Raw genomic sequence first — 17,758 nt, forward strand, 5'->3', positions numbered from 1 at the left:
CCCTGGGAGAGGGCTGGGGTGAGGGCACGTCCCACTCCAGGCCCACCGGGAAAAACGCCGCCCCGGTTAACCGGCGCGGCGTTTTTCTTTACCCGCCCATCAGAACGCAAAATGCTCCGCATCCAGCCCCATCAGGCAGTCCGCGCCGCCCAGCAGGGCCTCGCGGTGCATGCTGGCGCGCGGCAGGATGCGTTTGACGTAGAACTCGGCGCTGGCGAGCTTGGCACGGTAGAAGTCCGCGTCGCCCTCGCCGGCCACCAGCTTCGCCTGCGCCACGCCGGCGGCCTGTAGCCAGAGACCACCGAGCAATACGTAGGAGCAGTACTGCAGAAAGTCCACCGAGGTGGCGCCGATTTCCTGCGGGTCGCGCTGGCAGGCGGCGATCACTTCGCTGGTGAGGCTGCGCCATTCCAGCAGGCGTTGCCGGACGGTTTCCGCCAGGGTCGACAGCTCGATGTGGGCGCTGGCGGTTTCGCAGGCGGCGGCCAGCTCGCCGATCAGTGCATTGAGCTCCGCGCCACCGTCACCCAGCAGCTTGCGGCGGATCAGGTCGAGCGCCTGGATGCCGTTGGTGCCTTCGTAGATCTGGGTGATGCGGCTGTCGCGCATCAGCTGTTCCATGCCCCACTCGCGGATGTAGCCGTGGCCGCCGTAGATTTGCACGCCGAGGCTGGACACCTCCTGGCCGACGTCGGTGAAGAACGACTTCACGATGGGAATCAGCAGCGCCGCACGTTTGCTCGCTGCCCTGCGACCGTCCGCCTCGGGGTGGCCGTGTTCCAGGTCCAGCTCGCGGGCGCAGAGCGCGGCGATCATCCGGCAACCCTCGGTGAGGGTCTTCTGGGTCAGCAGCATCCGGCGAACGTCCGGGTGGACGATGATCGGGTCGGCGGCCTTGGAGGGCTCGGCCGCACCGGTCAGCGCACGCGATTGCAGGCGCTCGCGGGCATAGGCCAGCGCGCCCTGGCAGGAGCGCTCGGCGATGCCCAGACCTTGCAGGCCGACCTGGAAGCGCGCGTCGTTCATCATGGTGAACATGCACGCCAGGCCCTGGTTGGCCTGGCCGATCAACCAGCCGGTGGCGCCGTCAAAGTTCATCACGCAGGTGGACGCGCCCTTGATGCCCATCTTGTGCTCGATGGCGCCGCAGCTCAGGGCGTTGCGCGCGCCCGGCGTACCGTCGGCGTTGGCGATGAACTTGGGCACGAGGAACAGGCTGATGCCCTTCACCCCGGCCGGCGCATCCGGCAGGCGCGCCAGCACCAGGTGGACGATGTTCTCGGAGAGGTCCTGCTCGCCGCCGCTGATGAAGATCTTGCTGCCGCTGACGCTGTAGCTGCCGTCCGCCTGCGGTTCGGCACGGGTGCGCAGCAGGGCCAGGTCGGTGCCGGCCTGGGGCTCGGTGAGGCACATGGTGCCGGTCCACACGCCGCTGACCATCTTCGCCAGGTAGTCGCGCTGCAGTTCCGCCGCACCGTGCTTGTACAGCGCCAGCACCGCGCCCTCGGTGAGACCGGAATAGACGCGGAAGGACAGCGAGGCGGCCATCAGCATCTCGTGGAAACTGGCCGCGACCATCTGCGGGAAGCCCTGGCCGCCGAATTCGGTCGGGCCGGTCATGCTTGCCCAGCCGTTGTCGCAGTACTGCCGGTAGGCCTCGCGGAAGCCGTCGGGCGTGGTGACTTCGCCGTTCAGCAGGGTCGCGCCCTGCTCGTCGCTGTTACGGTTCAGTGGGGCGACCACTTCGCCGGTGTAGCGCGCGCCTTCTTCCAGCACGCCGTCGATCAGCTCGCGGTCGAGGCCGTTGCCCAGTTGCTCGCAATGGGCGCTGACGTCAAACAGCTCGTGGAGGACGAAGCGCATGTCGCGCAGGGGTGCCTGGTAACTCATGTTCAATGCTCCTGTTTCACGTCGGCGAAGCGGCCATTGGCGGCGGCCAGGCGCTCGATCAGCGCGGCCGGCTGCCAGTGCGCGCCGTGCTCGCCGGCCAGGTCACGCAGGCGCGCCAGCACGCTCTGCAGGCCCTGGGCATCGGCCCAGGCCATTGGGCCGGACTTGTCCTTGGGGAAGCCATAACCATTGAGGTAAACGGTGTCGATATCGGCGCTGGTGGAGGCGATGCCTTCGTCGAGGATCTTCGCGCCTTCGTTGACCAGGGCCAGCAGGCAGCGCTCGAGGATTTCCTCGGCGCCGATATCTCGGCGCTGGTAGCCCAGGCGCTCGGACTCGTGCAGCACCAGTGCGTCCACTTCCGGGTCGTGCTCAGCCTGGCGGCTGCCCGGCTCGTAGTGGTAGAAGCCGTTGCCGGACTTCTGGCCGAAGCGGCCCATCTCGCACAGGCGGTTGTCCACCTGCACGGTCGGCGCGTCCTGGCCCTTACCGGCCAGCTCGCGGGCGCGCCATTCGAGGTCGATACCGACCACGTCGAACATGCGGAACGGCCCCATGGCGAAGCCGAAACCCTGGATCGCCGCGTCCACCCGATGCGGCAGCGAGCCTTCGAGGATCAGCCGGCGCGATTCCTGGACGTACTTCTCCAGCATGCGGTTGCCGATGAAGCCGTGGCAGTTGCCGGCGACCACGCTGACCTTGCCCATGCGCTCGCCCAGTTCCAGGGCCGCTTCGAGCACCGCGGGAGCGGTCTTCGCGCCGCGCACGATCTCCAGCAGCTTCATGATGTGCGCCGGGCTGAAGAAGTGCAGGCCGAGCACCTGGGAGGGCCGCGAGGTCACTGCGGCGATGGCGTCGACGTCCAGGTAGGAGGTGTTGGACGCCAGGATGGCCGAGGGTTTCAGCGCCGCATCCAGCTCGCGGAAGATCGATTGCTTGAGCTCGAGGTTCTCGTATACCGCCTCGATCACCAGGTCCACCTCACGGATCGCCGCGTAGTTCGCCACCTGGGAGATGCGTGCGCGGCGACGGGCGGCTTCGGCCTCGTCGATACGACCCTGGCGCACGTTGTGGGCGTAGGTATCGGCCACCGCGCCGAGGGCCTGGGTGAGCATCTGCGGATTATTGTCCAGCCACAGGACCTGCACGCCGGCGTTCGCCAGGCACATGGCAATGCCCCGGCCCATGGTGCCGGCGCCGATGACGGCGGCGCTGGCGATGCGGATGTTCTGGCTCATGTTGTTCCTCTTGTCAGCCGAAAACGCTCATTTGAAGACCACTCACCTTAGGGAAGGCGCTACTATTTTTGAAATTTTGAGTTGTGATACGTGGCATTCACTCAATGAATATGAACACCTTCGACCTCAACCTGCTGCGGGTGCTGGATGCGCTGCTGCGCGAGCGCAACGTCTCGCGCGCGGCGGAGCGCCTGTCGCTGAGCCAGCCGGCGGTGAGCAACGCGCTGAACCGCCTGCGCGAGCTGCTCGATGACCCGCTGCTGGTGCGCGTCGGCCGGGCGATGCAACCGACGCCGCGGGCGCTTGAGCTGGAGGCGCCGATCCGCGACGCGTTGCAGCGCATCGGCCAGAGCCTGGCCGGCGGCGACATCTTCGACCCGGCGCGCAGCCGCCAGCGCTTCACCCTGGCGCTGACCGACTATGTCGAGGCGCTGTGCATGCCGCACCTGCTCGAAAGTCTGGGCAGCGCGGCGCCGGGTATGGGCCTGACCATCCAGCACCTGACGCCGACACTGCCGGCCGAAGCGCTGGACAAGGGCAACCTCGACCTGGTGCTGGGGCGCTTCGAGGAGCTGCCAGCGCGATTCCAGCGCCGCCCGTGGGCGAGCGAAACGCTGCGCCTGCTGGCCCGGCGCGGGCATCCGCAGGTGGACGGCACGATCGATCTGGAGACCTTCCTCGGCCAGCGGCACCTGTGGGTTTCCGGCGGGCAGACCAAGGGCATGGTCGACCAGTGGCTGGCCAGCCAGGGGCTGAAACGGCAGATCGCCTACACCACGCCCAACTACCTGCAGGCGGCGCACCTGGTGGCGACCACGGATCTGCTGACGGTGCTGCCGACGCGGCTGGCGGCCTATTTCGCACAGTTGCTGCCGTTGCAGGTGCTGGAGCTGCCGTTCGACGTGGGGCAGTTCCACCTGGAGCTGGTCTATCTCGCCCAGCGGGAGCGGGATACGGCGTTGCAGTGGCTGGTGGAGCGGATTGTGGAGGCGGCGCCGAGGTGAATGAGTGGGCAAAGCCCACCTGTAGGAGCGAGCTTGCTCGCGAACCAGCCCAACATCGGAGCATCGGGTGACATCTGTTCGCGAGCAAGCTCGCTCCTACGAAGAGCAAAAGCAGAAACGCGCCCGAGGGCGCGTTTCGTGTGGCTCAGAAGCGATCGCGAACGATCGTCTCTTCCAGCGGCAAACGGCCGATGCGCGGTCGGGCTTCCACCGCCTGCTTGCCCACGGCGATCATCAGGCCGATCACATGGTTGGCCGGCAGGTTGATCAGCTTGCCCACGGAGTCGAAGTCGAAACCGACCATCGGCACGCTGTCCAGGCCGCGGCCACGGGCGGCGAGCATCAGCGTCTGGGCCACCAGGCCGCTGCTGCGCATGGCTTCGTCGCGCTGGGTCTGCGGCTTGTCGCGGTAGTAGCCGTCGATGGCGCCGACCATGTAGTTCTTCACTTCGACCGGGGCGCCGTCCCACACGCGCTCGGCGTTCCTCTCCCAGCTGTCGACCTGCGCGCAGACGACCACCAGCATCGAAGCCTCGGTCATCTGCACCTGATCCCAGCCCGCCTCGCGGATCTGCGCGCGTAGCTGCGGGTCGCTGACTTCCACCAGGCGCACGTGCTGCAGGTTGAAGGAGGTGGGGGCGAGCAGCGCCTGTTGCAGCAGGTCGTCCTTCTCCTCGCGGCTCATCACGTAGGAAGTATCGAAACCACGGATGGAACGGCGGCTGCGGATGGCGTCTTCGATCAGCATGGAAAATCCTCTGGCTGGCATGGGCGGAAATGGCGCGCATGGTAAGCCGAGAGGCAGCCCCGTTGCAGGGCGGCGTATCGATAATGTCTATCCGATGCCTCGATAGAACGATGCCCGCCAGGGTAGGCGGGCTCCGATCGGAGATCAGCTCTCCAGCGCTTCCACCGGTGCCGCCGTGGCCTGGCGCTGTTTGGGCGAGGTGAAGCTCAGGTAGCCGTCCTCGATCTTGCCGAAGCGCAGCAGCGCCAGGTCCAGCGCGTAGTTCTGGTAGAGCTTCCACGGCGTGCGGTCGCCCTGCTTGGGCATGCGGTCGGCGGCGCGCTGGATGTAGCCGGAGTTGAGGTTGAGGAAGGGCTCTTCCTTCACCGAGCCGTCGGTCTGGCGCGGTGTGCACTGGCGCATGCCGATGGCATCGAGGTGGTTGATCAGGCGGCAGAAGTACTCGCTGGAGAGGTCGGCCTTGAGCGTCCAGCTGGCGTTGGTATAGCCGACGATGGCCGCGAGGTTGGGCAGGTCGCGCAGCATGATGCCGCGATAGCCCATGCTCTGGGTGACGTCGAAGGGCTTGCCGTCGATGGCCAGCTCCGCGCCGCCGAACATCACCAGATCCAGCCCGGTGGCGGTGACGATCACGTCCGCCTCCAGCAGTTGTCCGGACTTGAGCAGGATGCCCTTCTCGGTGAAGCGCTCGATGTGCTCGGTGACCACCGAGGCGCGGCCCTGGCGCAGCGCCTTGAACAGGTCGCCGTCGGGCACGCAGCACACGCGCTCGTCCCACGGCTTGTAGCGCGGACTGAAGTGGCGCATGTCGAAATCCTTGCCCAGCTGCAGGTTGGCCAGCTTGAGCATGAGCTTGCGCACCGCGCCGGGGAACGCCTTGGAGGCCATGAAGAAGATCATCTGCATGGTCACGTTGCGCGCCCGCGCCTGGCGGTACACCCACTTCTCCGGCAGGAAGTTGCGCAGGAAGTTGGAGATCGGGTCCTTCGCCGGCAGAGTGATCACGTAGGACGGCGAGCGCTGCAGCATGGTGACGTGGGCGGCCTTGTCGGTCAGCGAGGGGACCAGCGTGACGGCGGTGGCGCCGCTGCCGATCACCACGATGCGCTTGCCGCTGTAGTCGAAGCTCTCCGGCCACAACTGCGGGTGGATGACCTGCCCGGCGAAGCTCTCGCGCCCGGCGAATTCCGGGGTGTAGCCGGCGTCGTAGCGGTAGTAGCCGGTGCACATGAAGAGGAACTGCGCACTCATGCGCACCGGCTCTTCCTCATCGCCGCGCTGCACGACGAGGTTCCAGCGCGCGTTATTGCTGTCCCAGTCGGCCTTGAGCACGCGGTGGCGGTAACGCACCTTGTCCTCGACGCGGTACTCGCGGGCGGTCTCGCGGATGTAGTTGAGGATCGACGGGCCGTCGGCAATGGCCTTGGGATCGGTCCAGGGCTTGAAGTTGTAGCCCAGGGTGTACATGTCCGAGTCGGAGCGGATGCCCGGATAGCGGAACAGGTCCCAGGTGCCGCCCATCGCCTCGCGGCCTTCGAGGATGGCGTAGGACTTGCCGGGGCACTGTTTCTGCAGGTGACAGGCCGCGCCGATGCCGGACAGGCCGGCGCCGATGATCAGTACATCCAGGTGCTCGGTGGACATGCGCGGGGCTCCTTGCTGCAACGCCCTGAAGAGTCTAGGTGGGAATGTCTCCCTGCACCCTACAAGCGTCTCCCCCAACGCCACGCCGACCTTTAGTCGTGCGTGGCGCCGGCGCGGTTACAACTGAGCCTGTACCCAATCGCGCACCCTGGCGTAGGGGTAGTCCTCCAGCATCGCGTAGCCGGGCAGCGTGCGTGCGCGCATGCGGGTGAAAGCCGGCACGCTGATACCGCAGAGGAAACGCGTCACGCAGTCGGCGCTGGGTACCAGGCCACGGGCGCTGCGGTACTTCTCCAGGAAGGCGGCACAGCGGTTGTGCAGGTTCTGCCCTTCCAGTGGCGGCAGCGCGGGCGGCTCCGGCAGGCGGGCGACGCGGCCGGCGCAGACCGAGCAGTGCCCGCAACGGCGGGGAGCCTGCTGGTCGCCGAAGTACTGCGCCAGCCGCCAGCTCAGGCACTCCGAACTGCCCAGCAGTTCGAGCATGGCGCCGATACGGGCGATTTCGCTGTCCTCGTGGCGCTTGAAGTAGCGATGCAGCTCGTCGCTCAACTCATCCACAGAGAAGGACGCATCGCGCACCGAGTAGACCTCGGTCATCTGCTTGCTTTCCAGCTCCACCCAGCCGCGCTCCTGGAAGTAGTCCAGCGCCTTCACCACCCGCGCGCGCTCGGCGCCGTGACGGTTGTAGAGGGTGTCGAAATCCAGGGTCGCCCAGGTCCTGGCCCGCGCCGAGGTGGTGAGGATGGCATCGACGAACTGGCGCCGCTCGCCCTGGAAATGCCCTAGCAGCTCAGCGGAATCGATCAGCAGCTTGAAGCGATATTCGGCGAAATAGGCGAATCGTGGAGCGATAATGCCGCGTAACTCCAGCTGAACCAGCAGTGTCTTCAATGGCAGCTGGCGGATGTTGGACTGGTCCGACAGCGGCACCAGCATGGTCTCCCACTGGCCACCTCCCTGATAGCCAGCAGCCTGGCGGATTTCCTCCAGCACGAAGCGAATGCCTTCGCGCTCGGGCGTGTCGCCGTAGACGAAGTTCTCCAGCACGTTGAGGCTGTCGCGGTTGGCCAGCACCAGGCATTCCGAGCGCTGGCCGTCGCGCCCGGCACGGCCGATCTCCTGGCTGTAGTTCTCCAGCGACTTGGGCAGGTCGTAGTGCACCACCTGGCGGATGTCGCTCTTGTCGATACCCATGCCGAAGGCGATGGTGGCGACGATGCAGTTCAGCCGCCCCTCCATGAAGCGGCGCTGGATGCCCTCGCGCTCCGGGTGTTCCATGCCGGCGTGGTAGGCGCAAGCGGGAATGCCGCGCTCGGCCAAGTGCGCGGCGACTTCCTCGGCGGTCTTCTGCTGGGTGACGTAGACGATGGCCGGCTGCCCGGCGCGCTCGCCCAGCCACTGCACCAGCCGCGCGCGGCGGGCGGCGCTGGCCACCGGCTCCACCTGCAGGTCGAGGTTGGCGCGGTAGAAGCCGGTGGTGACCACGTCGGACTCGGCGATGGCGAACTTGCCGCGCATGTCGGCAATCACCGCTGGCGTCGCCGTGGCGGTGAGCAGCAGTACCTGGGGAATGCGCAACTGCTTCTGGTAGTCCGGCAGCTTCAGGTAGTCGGGACGGAAGTTGTGGCCCCATTCGGAAATGCAGTGCGCCTCGTCCACCACCAGCAGGGAGATCGGCACCTCGCTGATGAAATTGCGGAAACGCTCGTTCTTCAGGCGCTCCACCGAGATCATCAATACCTTCAGCTCGCCGCTGCGTGCCCGCGCCATCGTCTGCGCCGCCTGCTCGCGGCTCTGCGCCGAGTCGATGCTGGCGGCGGCGATGCCGTGGCGGGCGAGGAAGGCGAGCTGGTCCTGCATCAGCGCCAGCAAGGGCGAGACCACCAGGGTCAGGTGCGGCAGCAGCAATGCCGGCAGTTGGTAGCACAGCGACTTGCCCGAGCCCGTGGGGAAGATCGCCGCCGCCGAGCGCCCGGCCAGCACCGCACTGACCGCTGCCTCCTGGCCGGGGCGGAACTGGCGGAAGCCGAAGACGCGTTCGAGGGTGTCGTGCATGTGGGTAACTCCTTTCATGGGCGTCCACCCAGCCTAGGAAGCGTCATTGTAGGAGCGAGCTTGCTCGCGAACCGGAGCTGGGCTGTTCGCGAGCAAGCTCGCTCCTACGAAGAGCCCAATGACGTAGGACCATTCCCAGGCACCAATGAAAAAGCCGCCCGAAGGCGGCTCTTTCGCAGAACGGGCGCGCTTAGAGCTGCGGGCCGGCGTTCTTGATGGCGTCGCTCACGTCGAACTTCTTGAAGTTCTCGATGAACTTGCCGGCCAGGCCCTTGGCGGCTTCGTCGTAGGCAGCCTTGTCTTCCCAGGTGTTGCGCGGGTTGAGCAGGTTGGTTTCGACGCCCGGAACGGCCTTGGGCACGTCCAGGTTGATGATGTCCAGGTGCTCGGTCTCGGCACCGACCAGAGCGCCGCTCTGGATGGCGGAGATCACGCCACGGGTGGTCGGGATGTTGAAGCGCTTGCCGACGCCGTAGCCACCGCCGGTCCAGCCGGTGTTGACCAGATAGACCTTGGAGCCGAAGGCCTTGATGCGCTTGATCAGCAGCTCGGCGTAGACGCCGGCCGGACGCGGGAAGAACGGCGCGCCGAAGCAGGTGGAGAAGGTCGACTTGATGCCGCCGCCCGAACCCATTTCGGTGGAACCGACCAGCGCGGTGTAGCCGGACAGGAAGTGGTAGGCCGCCTGCTCGTTGTTCAGGATCGACACCGGCGGCAGAACGCCGGTCAGGTCGCAGGTCAGGAAGATCACGGCGTTCGGCTCGCCGCCGAGGTTCTTCTCGGAGCGCTTCTCGACGTTTTCCAGCGGGTAGGCCGCGCGGGAGTTCTGGGTCAGGCTGTCATCGGCGTAGTCCGGAGTGCGGTTGTCGTCGAGGACGACGTTTTCCAGCACGGCGCCGAACTTGATGGCTTTCCAGATGACCGGCTCGTTCTTCTCGGACAGGTCGATGCACTTGGCGTAGCAGCCACCCTCGATGTTGAACACCACGCCTTCGCCCCAGCCGTGCTCGTCGTCGCCGATCAGGTAGCGGCTTTCGTCGGCGGACAGGGTGGTCTTGCCGGTGCCGGACAGGCCGAAGAACAGGGTCACGTCGCCCTCTTCGCCGATGTTGGCGGCGCAGTGCATCGGCAGCACGTCTTTTTCCGGCAGCAGGTAGTTCTGCACGCCGAACATGGCCTTCTTCATTTCACCGGCGTAGCGCATGCCGGCGATCAGCACTTTCTTCTGGGCGAAGTTGAGGATCACGCAGCCGTCGGAGTTGGTGCCGTCACGCTCGGGCACGCACTCGAAGTTGGCGACGTTGAGGACCTGCCACTCTTCGCGGCCAGCCGGGTTGTACTGCGCCGGCTCGATGAACAGCGCGCGGCCGAACAGGTTCTGCCAGGCGGTGCCGGTGGTCATCCTGACGGCCAGGTAGTGGTCCTCGGCGGAGCCTACATGAACGTGGGAAACGAAGTGGTCCTGGGCGTTGTTGAAGGCCTCGACGCGGTCCCACAGGGCGTCGAACTTGTCGGCCGGGAACGGGCGGTTGATCGCGCCCCAGGCGATGAAGTCCTTGCTGCCCGGCTCTTCGACGATGAAGCGGTCGACAGGAGAGCGGCCGGTACGGTGGCCGGTGCGCACCACCAGCGCGCCATTGTCGGCGAGTTCGCCTTCGCCGCGGCGAATGGCTTCCTCGACCAGTTGGGCAACGCTGAGATCGGTGTAAACGGCTTTATTGGCTTGCGTCATGTGGGTCCCCATCGGCCAGAGGCCGAGTCCTCCAAACTTTGCGTAGTGACTTCTAATTCCCACTACCGCGGAAAAAAGTCGCGGGATTATGCCAGAAAAGAACTGTTCTCGTGCAGCCTCTGATCCGGCAAGAGCGCCATTGGTGCGGCTATCGGACGGATAGAAGCGCTCAATGACGGGTTTCTGACGGGGTCTTGCTACCACCGCCGGAGAACAGCTGGGCAACGTCCGAACCGTCGAAACGGTAGCGCTGGTTGCAGAACTGGCAGTCGATGACGATCTCGCCATCTTCCTCGGCCAGCAGACGCTCGGCATCGTCCTGCCCAAGACTGACCAGCGCGTTGGCCGAGCGTTCCCGCGAGCAGCTGCAACGGAAGACCAGCGGCTGCGGATCGAACAGGCGCACGTCGTCCTCGTGGTACAGGCGATGCAGCACGGTGGCGTTGTCCAGGCCCAGCAGTTCCTCGGCGGTGAGGGTGTCGGCCAGGGTGGTGACGTGTTGCCAGCTGGCCTCGCGGGATTCGGCATCGCGCTGGCGGTCGGCCGGCAATTGCTGCAGCAGCAGGCCACGGGCACGGCGGCTGTCGGCGTTGAGCCAGAAACGGGTGGGCAACTGCTCGGAGGTGGCGAAGTAGGTCGACAGGCACTCGGCCAGGGTCGCGCCTTCCAGCGGCACGATGCCCTGGTAGCGCTTGCCGTTCTTCGGATCGACGGTGAGCGTCAGCACGCCGTGGGGCATCAGCTCGGCGAGCCCCGCGGCATCGCCGATGGCATCCGCATCATAACGGGCCAGGCCGCGCACTTCGCGATCGCTGGAGCACTCCACCATCAGCAGCGGCACAGCGCCGCTGGAGCGCGCCTGCAGGACCAGCAGGCCGTCGAACTTCAGGGTACCGCACAGCAGCGCGGCGGCGGCTAGCATTTCCCCCAGCAGTTGGGCGACCGGCTGCGGGTAGGGATGCTTGGCGAGTACTTCGGCGTAGCTGCGCTCGAGCTCCACCAGTTCACCGCGAACATCGGTGTTGTCGAACAGGAAACGCTGACTTTGATCGATCTGGGGCATGCTGGGCACAACGCTGGGAGAGGCACAAATAAATGACAAGTTGATGGCAAAGGCCTATAAAGCGCGCTTTGCAGCACCCACCCGTACCCGGGTGGTTCCGTAAGGGGGGATCGATTTTATGGACAAAACCACGCCGTTCCAAGCCACCTGGTCCTGGAAGCCCTTCATCGCCTGCCACCTGATGGCACTGTTGCTGCTCCTGCTATGGCTCTGGGAACCCACTCGCGGCGCGATGGACCTGTTCGATTTCAGCCTGTTCAGCCTGCTCAACCAGCCGCTGGCGACCCACTCAGCCTGGCGCCTGACCTGGGCCGTGGCGAGCACGCGGCCGTTCGACCTGCTGGTGGGTGTCATCCTGCTGCTTCTGCTGATCCGCGGCGACTGGGTGTTCAAGGCCACCCAGACCCGCGCCGCCACCTTCGGCTTCTTGTGCTCGGCCATCGTCCTGGTGGTGGTGCGGATCCTCTACGCCAAGATCGCCCACAAGCTGGGTTGGCAGCATCCGAGCATTTCCGCCGTGGCGCCGGACACCGTACGCCTGGAGAATTTCTTCCCGCAGTGGCAGGACACCGCTTTCGAAGTGAAGGACGAGTCCGCCCGCAGCTTCCCCGGCGACCACGCCTCGGTGCTGCTGGTCTGGGCGCTGTTCCTCACCCTGTTCGCCCGCAATGCCCTGCAGTGGGTGGTGATCTGGGGCCTGGCGCTGCTGTTCATGCTGCCGCGCCTGGTGGCCGGCGCCCATTGGGGTCAGGACGATTACATCGGCGGCGTGCAGATGGCGCTGGTGGCCCTGGCCTGGAGCTGCTTCACCCCGTTCGCCGCCAGGGGCAGCGCCGCCCTGCTGCGCTGGACCGACCCACTGTTCCGCCTGGCCGCGAAGATCCCGCTGCTCAACCGCCTGAGCGTCGTCGCGGCCTGACGGCCGCCCGATCCCGGCGAGGCACCCGCCGCCCGCGCCGGTCGATCATTCCCGGTCGCGGAAACTGAACAGCTGGCGGCGCTGCTTCTTGGTCGGCCGCCCGTCGGTCTGCACGCCCAGCGCGCCAGCCTTGCGCAGCGCTGACGCGTCCTCGCGGCGCTTCATGCTGTCGGCGGTCTCCTCATAAAGAAGCTGCGCCTCGGGCGCGCCGCGACGCACCATCGACAAGACCTTCACCACCACGGTGCGCTCGTCGAAGCCGGTGCGAATCACGTATTCCTCGCCGACCTTGGGTTCCTTGCCCGGCTTGCAGCGCTCGCCCCGGCAATGCACCTTGCCGCCCTCGATGGCCTCCTTGGCCAGGGAGCGGGTCTTGTAGAAGCGCGCCGCCCACAGCCACTTGTCCAGGCGGACCTTGTCGTCGTCTTTCTCGCTCACTTCATAACCTCGTCATGCGGGTCTGCGAGTGTACCGCGCGCCCCGCTGGCGGGGCACAAGCGGCCTGACTAGAATGCCGGCAAACGCCGGGGACGCCTGCCTTGAAGACATTCGACCAGCTGTCGGTAATCGGTTTGCGCGAATGGATCGCCCTGCCTGAACTGGGCATGGTCGGCCTGCGCGCGAAGATCGACACCGGCGCCAGCACCTCCAGCCTGCATGCCAGCGAGATCGTGCCGTTCAAGCGCAACGGCCAGAGCTGGGTGCGCTTCGTCGCCCACCTCGGCACCCAGGTGCAGCGCCGCCACCGCTGCGAAGCGCCGGTGGTGACGATGAAGACCATCAAGAGCTCCAACGGCCAGGCCCAGACCCGTTACGTGATCCGCACCCTGCTGGCCCTGGGCGACCGCGCCTGGCCGGTGGAATTCACCCTGGCCTGCCGCAAGACCATGCGCTACCGCGTGCTGCTAGGCTCCAAGGCCCTGGTCCACGGCCAACTGGTGGTCAACCCGGGCCTGACCTACGTCCAGGACAAACCCCTCATCATGGTTTCCTCCACCCCTTCAGGTGATCAATGAAAATTGCTGTGCTGTCGCGCAATCCGCGCCTGTATTCCACCCGTCGACTGGTGGAGGCCGGGCAGCAACGCGGCCATGAGATGGTGGTGATCGACACCCTCCGCGCCTACATGAACATCGCCAGCCACAAACCACAGATCCACTATCGCGGACAGCCCCTGGAAGGCTTCGACGCGGTGATTCCGCGCATCGGCGCATCGGTGACCTTCTACGGCTGCGCCGTGCTGCGGCAGTTCGAGATGATGGGGGTGTTCCCGCTCAACGAATCGGTGGCCATCGCCCGTTCCCGCGACAAGCTGCGCTCGCTGCAGCTGCTTTCGCGCAAGGGCATCGGCCTGCCGATCACCGGTTTCGCGCATTCGCCCGACGACGTGCCGGACCTGATCGAGATGGTCGGCGGCGCGCCATTGGTGATCAAGCTGCTGGAAGGCACCCAGGGCATCGGCGTGGTGCTCTGCGAGACGGAGAAGGCCGCCGAATCCGTGCTGGAGGCCTTCATGGGGCTCAAGCACAACATCATGGTGCAGGAGTACATCAAGGAGGCCGGCGGCGCCGACATCCGCTGCTTCGTGGTGGGCGACAAGGTGATCGCCTCGATGAAGCGCCAGGCCGCGCCTGGCGAATTCCGCTCCAACCTGCACCGTGGCGGCAGCGCCAGCCTGATCAAGATAACCCCGGAAGAACGCATGACCGCCATCCGCGCCGCGCGGATCATGGGGCTGAAGGTCGCCGGCGTCGACATCCTGCGCTCCCACCATGGCCCGCTGGTGATGGAAGTGAACTCCTCGCCGGGCCTGGAAGGCATCGAGACCACCACCGGCAAGGACATCGCCGGGGTGATCATCGAGTACCTGGAGAAGAACGGCGGGCCGCATCTGGCGCGGACGAAGGGCAAAGGGTGAGCCGGGGCTTTCGTGACGCATGCGTCACGCCGGCGAACGCCAGGCCAGGGATAGCCTGGCAGGGGTCTCAGAGGAGCACGTAGTCACGACAGGGATGTCTGAATTGTCTTCTCAGGAAGCACCTTCCAGCCAAACGGCGGATAAAGCGTCCCGCTTTATCCGCCCTACGGGAGCGAACCTCTTGCCTGCGTTGCCAGGCTGAACCATTCGCGAGCAAGCTCGCTCCTACAGGCTCCTCCCACCGCTATCGGATGCACTCATGCCCGCTTCCCGCCCCCACGCCGAACTCACCTGGTCGCCCATAGAAGGCCGCATTGCGCTGGTCGCACCGGCCTCGGCGATTGCCGAGGAGGTGCTGGAAGCCACCCTGCGCCAGTTGGAGGTGCAGGGCATCGACCACCACCTGGGCGAGCACGCCGACGCGCGCTACCGCTACCTGGCCGGTACGCCGGAGCAGCGCCTGGAAGACTTCCACGCCGCCTTCGAGCGGGAAGACGTCAGCGCCGTCTGGTGCCTGCGCGGTGGCTACGGCTGCGGACAACTCATCCCACAGCTGGACTGGCAGCGCATCAAGGCCGCCTCGCCGCGCCCACTGATCGGCTTCTCCGATATCTCCATCCTGCTCAGCGCCTTCCACCGCCAAGGCCTGCCGGCGATCCACGGCATGGTCGCCACCGGGCTGGGCCTGCAACCGCTGAGCGCCCCCAGCGAGCAACGTGAACGCCTGGCGTCGCTGGCCTCGATCAGCCACGTGCTGGCCGGCGGCCCCGGCAAGCTGGCGGCGCAGCATCTGGCGGGACCGAAGGCGGCGGTGGAAGGCGAGTTGATCGGCGGCAACCTCACCGCGCTGGCCTGCATGGCCGGTACTGCAGGTGCGCTGTACGTGCCGGACGGCGCGATCCTGATCCTCGAGGACGTCGGCGAGCCCTACTACCGCCTCGAGCGCAGTCTCTGGCAACTGCTGAACAGCCTGGACGGCGCGCGCCTCGGCGCAATCTGCCTCGGCACCTTCACCGACTGCCCGCGCAAGGGCGTGGCTCACAGCCTGGAAGAAATCTTCGCCGAATACGCCGCGCAGCTGGGCGTGCCGCTCTACCACGGCCTACCCAGCGGCCACGGCGCGCACAACCGCGCCTGGCCCTATGGGCGGCGGGCGGTTCTGGGAGGCAAGTCCCTGCGCTGGGATTAGAGTCTGTTTACGATCTCGCGAGCTAGAGCAGAACAAGGCGAGGGCAGCTGAGAAAGCGGAGTTGACTGTAGTCAATGAGCACTTCTCGGCTGGCCTCAACGCAGTTATGCCGACGCGCAGCAGATCGTAAGCAGGCTCTTAGTGCGCGTCGCGCGGCAGCAGCAGCCCCAGCGGCAGACAGACGCGCGCTTCCACACCGCCGCCTTCGCGGTTGCGCAGTTCGATGCTGCCGCCGTGCTGTTCGGCGATGCGTTTGACGATGGCCAGCCCGAGGCCGGTGCCCTTGCCGCCGCGCGCTTTGTCGCCCCGGAAGAAGGGGTTGAAGATGTTCTCCAGCTCCTGCGGATCGACGCCCGCGCCACGGTCCAGCACGCTGAGCACCACATAGGGCGCGCCGCCACCACCGGCCACGTGGGCCGCCACTTCGACCTTGCCGCCGCCGTGGTTCAGGCCGTTCTCGATCAGGTTGCCCAGCAGGCGCTTGATCGACACCCGGCGGAAACGGAACAACGGCAGCGTCTCCAGGCACAGGCGCACACGGTTGCCATTCTGGTTGAAGGCATCGGCCACCTCGCGGATCAGGTCGGCGAGGTCGCCTTCCTCCACCGACTCGTCGCGGCCGTCGCGGATGAAGGCGAGGAACTGGTCGAGGATGGCGTCCATATCCTCGATATCGCGGACCATGTCCTCGACCATCTCGCGGTCGCTGTCGGGCATCAGTTCCAGTGACAGGCGCAGGCGCGTCAGCGGCGTCCGCAGGTCGTGGGAAACCCCCGCCAGCATGAGTTCGCGCTCGCGACCGCCCTGCTCGACATCGTCGGCCATCTGGTTGAACGCGCGGTACACCTCGGCCATCTCGCTGGGCGTTTCCGGCCCCAGGGGCAGTCGCACGCTGCGTCCCTTGCCGAACTCGCGGGAGGCGAACACCAGGCGCTTGAGCGGCTGGCTGAGCTGGCGTACGAAAATCCAGGCGGCGGCGGTGGAGAGCAGGCCGATGCCAAGGAACCAGCCGAGCACGCTCCAGATCTGCTGACCGCGCAGCGGGTGCGGGTAGAGCGGTACGCCGATCCAGCCGTCACCCAGGGTCGGAGCTCGCACCCAGAGCATCGACGGATGATGGATGCGCAGACGGGTCTCGGTGTCGATGCCCAGCTCCATGCGCATCTGCCGCTGGAAGATCTCGGTGTACGGCCAGTGCACTTCCTCCGGCTGCCCCTGCTCGTGGGGCGCCCACTTCAGTCCGGCGGACTGGGCGATGGCCTCCCGCGATTTCTCGTCCGCCGCCCAGTAGGCGCGCACGGTCAGCGCCGCGCCGTGGCTGTACTGGCGGTCGACCAGCATGTCTTCGTTCATCAGCAGGTAGACCAGGGTCAGCGCCTTGGAGAACAGCACGACGATGAGCACCAGCCAGAGGGTGCGGGAGAAGAAGCTTTGCGGGAACCAGAGGGGTGTTTTCAAGAACGGATTACCAGGAAGCACGAATTGTAGGAGCGAGCTTGCTCGCGAACCTGCATCGACGCGAGGTGTTGTTCGCGAGCAAGCTCGCTCCTACAGGGCAAACATCACTTGCGGGCGGCGCCATCGGGTACGAATACATAGCCCACGCCCCAGACTGTCTGGATGTAGCGCGGCTTCGACGGATCGGGCTCGATCAGCCGGCGCAGGCGGGAAATCTGCACGTCGATGGAGCGCTCCAGGGCGTCCCACTCGCGGCCGCGGGCCAGGTTCATCAGCTTGTCGCGGGTCAGCGGCTCGCGGGCATGCTGTACCAGCGCCTTGAGCACGGCGAACTCACCGGTGGTGAGCATGTGCACTTCCTCGCCCTTCTTCAGCTCGCGGGTGGCCAGGTGCAGCTCGTAGTCGCCGAAGGTGACGATCTCGTCCTCGCCCGCCGGCGCGCCCGGCACCAGCGGCGCCTGGCGGCGCAGCACGGCCTTGATCCGCGCCAGCAGCTCGCGCGGGTTGAAGGGCTTGGCCAGGTAATCGTCGGCGCCCTGCTCCAGGCCGGAAATGCGGCTGGCTTCATCGCCCTTGGCGGTGAGCATGATGATCGGAATCTGGTTGTTCGACTCGCGCAGGCGCTTGCATGCGGAGAGGCCGTCCTCACCCGGCATCATCAGGTCCAGCACCACCAGCTGGAACAGTTCGCGGGCCAGCAGGCGATCCATCTGTTCGGTGTTTTCGACGGCGCGGACACGGTAACCCTGCTCATCGAGGAAGCGTTCCAGCAGACGGCGCAGGCGCGCGTCGTCATCGACCACGAGGATCTTTTCGCCTTCCGGCAGGGTGGCAGCGTTGCTCATGGAAACTCCCAGAATCTGATTCGACGGGCATTATCGCCCAGCCGCCGTGGCACAC

At 66.2% G+C, this 17,758-nt stretch carries 15 protein-coding genes; 5 read left to right on the forward strand and 10 right to left on the reverse strand.

Features of this window, described 5'->3' with window-relative positions:
* Positions 1-99 precede the first annotated feature (99 nt).
* Together H681_RS23490 and H681_RS23495 are read right to left on the reverse strand one after the other, a co-directional pair.
* A complete protein-coding gene (locus H681_RS23490) occupies positions 100-1,890 on the reverse strand; it encodes an acyl-CoA dehydrogenase C-terminal domain-containing protein (RefSeq protein WP_015479395.1) in 1,791 nt (596 codons plus the stop codon).
* Positions 1,891-1,892: 2 nt separating this feature from the next.
* Positions 1,893-3,128 carry a 3-hydroxyacyl-CoA dehydrogenase gene (locus tag H681_RS23495; RefSeq protein WP_015479396.1) on the reverse strand — a complete coding sequence of 412 codons (1,236 nt, stop codon included), beginning with the start codon at positions 3,126-3,128 and terminating at the stop codon, positions 1,893-1,895.
* Between the two features lie 104 nt (positions 3,129-3,232).
* On the opposite strand from H681_RS23495, the gene H681_RS23500 reads away from it, so the two are divergent.
* Positions 3,233-4,132 carry a LysR family transcriptional regulator gene (locus H681_RS23500; RefSeq protein ID WP_015479397.1) on the forward strand — a complete coding sequence of 300 codons (900 nt, stop codon included), beginning with the start codon at positions 3,233-3,235 and terminating at the stop codon, positions 4,130-4,132.
* A 145-nt stretch (positions 4,133-4,277) separates the two neighbouring features.
* Here H681_RS23500 and H681_RS23505 read toward each other — a convergent pair whose 3' ends face one another.
* The 5 genes from H681_RS23505 to hslO form a co-directional block, all read right to left on the reverse strand.
* A complete protein-coding gene (locus tag H681_RS23505) occupies positions 4,278-4,880 on the reverse strand; it encodes a nitroreductase family protein (RefSeq protein WP_015479398.1) in 603 nt (200 codons plus the stop codon).
* A gap of 144 nt (positions 4,881-5,024) precedes the next feature.
* Positions 5,025-6,524 (reverse strand): flavin-containing monooxygenase, encoded by a 1,500-nt coding sequence (locus H681_RS23510; protein WP_015479399.1) that lies wholly within the window; start codon positions 6,522-6,524, stop codon positions 5,025-5,027.
* A 117-nt stretch (positions 6,525-6,641) separates the two neighbouring features.
* Positions 6,642-8,579, reverse strand: a complete 1,938-nt coding sequence (locus tag H681_RS23515) for a RecQ family ATP-dependent DNA helicase (RefSeq protein ID WP_015479400.1) — start codon at positions 8,577-8,579, stop codon at positions 6,642-6,644.
* A gap of 190 nt (positions 8,580-8,769) precedes the next feature.
* Positions 8,770-10,311 carry a phosphoenolpyruvate carboxykinase gene (locus H681_RS23520; RefSeq protein ID WP_015479401.1) on the reverse strand — a complete coding sequence of 514 codons (1,542 nt, stop codon included), beginning with the start codon at positions 10,309-10,311 and terminating at the stop codon, positions 8,770-8,772.
* Positions 10,312-10,480: 169 nt separating this feature from the next.
* On the reverse strand, positions 10,481-11,374 hold the full coding sequence (hslO, locus tag H681_RS23525) for an Hsp33 family molecular chaperone HslO (protein ID WP_041712248.1): 894 nt from the start codon (positions 11,372-11,374) through the stop codon (positions 10,481-10,483).
* Positions 11,375-11,492: 118 nt separating this feature from the next.
* Here hslO and H681_RS23530 point away from each other — a divergent pair, with 118 nt between their 5' ends.
* Positions 11,493-12,293, forward strand: a complete 801-nt coding sequence (locus tag H681_RS23530) for a phosphatase PAP2 family protein (protein ID WP_015479403.1) — start codon at positions 11,493-11,495, stop codon at positions 12,291-12,293.
* 45 nt (positions 12,294-12,338) lie between these two features.
* Here H681_RS23530 and H681_RS23535 read toward each other — a convergent pair whose 3' ends face one another.
* Positions 12,339-12,731, reverse strand: coding sequence for an RNA-binding S4 domain-containing protein (locus tag H681_RS23535; protein ID WP_015479404.1), 393 nt, complete (start codon positions 12,729-12,731; stop codon positions 12,339-12,341).
* Between the two features lie 101 nt (positions 12,732-12,832).
* Between H681_RS23535 and rimB the strand changes: the two genes are divergently transcribed.
* The 3 genes from rimB to H681_RS23550 all read left to right on the forward strand — a co-directional run bounded on the left by rimB (position 12,833) and on the right by H681_RS23550 (position 15,400).
* Complete coding sequence (rimB, locus tag H681_RS23540; RefSeq protein ID WP_015479405.1) at positions 12,833-13,309, forward strand: retropepsin-like aspartic endopeptidase RimB; 477 nt, start codon at positions 12,833-12,835, stop codon at positions 13,307-13,309.
* Positions 13,306-14,211 (forward strand): 30S ribosomal protein S6--L-glutamate ligase, encoded by a 906-nt coding sequence (gene rimK / locus H681_RS23545; RefSeq protein WP_015479406.1) that lies wholly within the window; start codon positions 13,306-13,308, stop codon positions 14,209-14,211. The genes rimB and rimK overlap by 4 nt, the downstream gene beginning before the upstream one ends.
* Positions 14,212-14,470: 259 nt before the next feature.
* Positions 14,471-15,400, forward strand: a complete 930-nt coding sequence (locus H681_RS23550; RefSeq protein ID WP_015479407.1) for a S66 peptidase family protein — start codon at positions 14,471-14,473, stop codon at positions 15,398-15,400.
* 138 nt (positions 15,401-15,538) lie between these two features.
* Here H681_RS23550 and H681_RS23555 read toward each other — a convergent pair whose 3' ends face one another.
* Together H681_RS23555 and ompR are read right to left on the reverse strand one after the other, a co-directional pair.
* Complete coding sequence (locus H681_RS23555; protein ID WP_015479408.1) at positions 15,539-16,858, reverse strand: ATP-binding protein; 1,320 nt, start codon at positions 16,856-16,858, stop codon at positions 15,539-15,541.
* A 104-nt stretch (positions 16,859-16,962) separates the two neighbouring features.
* On the reverse strand, positions 16,963-17,703 hold the full coding sequence (ompR, locus tag H681_RS23560) for an osmolarity response regulator transcription factor OmpR (RefSeq protein WP_015479409.1): 741 nt from the start codon (positions 17,701-17,703) through the stop codon (positions 16,963-16,965).
* Positions 17,704-17,758: the final 55 nt, after the last annotated feature.

Origin of the sequence: Pseudomonas sp. ATCC 13867 (assembly GCF_000349845.1) — a bacterium.
In the GTDB taxonomy this organism is placed as follows: Bacteria; Pseudomonadota; Gammaproteobacteria; order Pseudomonadales; family Pseudomonadaceae; genus Pseudomonas.